Consider the following 305-nt stretch of genomic DNA (forward strand, 5'->3'; position numbering starts at 1 on the left):
TTTTCGCAGAGCGGATTTGCCTACTCTGCACCCTACAAGTTTAGACGCGACTTTCCATCCTCGCGCTCATCTACCCTGCTGTGTCACTCCATCACTCAAACGACTCTAGGTGGTACTGGATTTTTAACCAGTTGTCCATCGCCTACGCTTTTATGCCTCGGCTTAGGTCCCGACTTACTCTGAGCGGACGATCCTTCCTCAGAAATCCTTAGGCTTTCGGTGGACAAGATTCTCACTTGTCTTTTCGCTACTCATACCGGCATTCTCACTTCTTATCAGTCCACATGTCCTTACGGTCATGCTTC

The 305-nt window shown here is 49.2% G+C and carries 1 rRNA gene; it reads right to left on the reverse strand.

The features are described 5' to 3' along the window. Positions 1-305, reverse strand: a 23S ribosomal RNA gene (locus GT1_RS21970); the annotation flags it as partial.

This window comes from Sporomusa sp. GT1 (assembly GCF_014634905.1).
Classification (GTDB): Bacteria; Bacillota; Negativicutes; order Sporomusales; family Sporomusaceae; genus Sporomusa; species Sporomusa sphaeroides.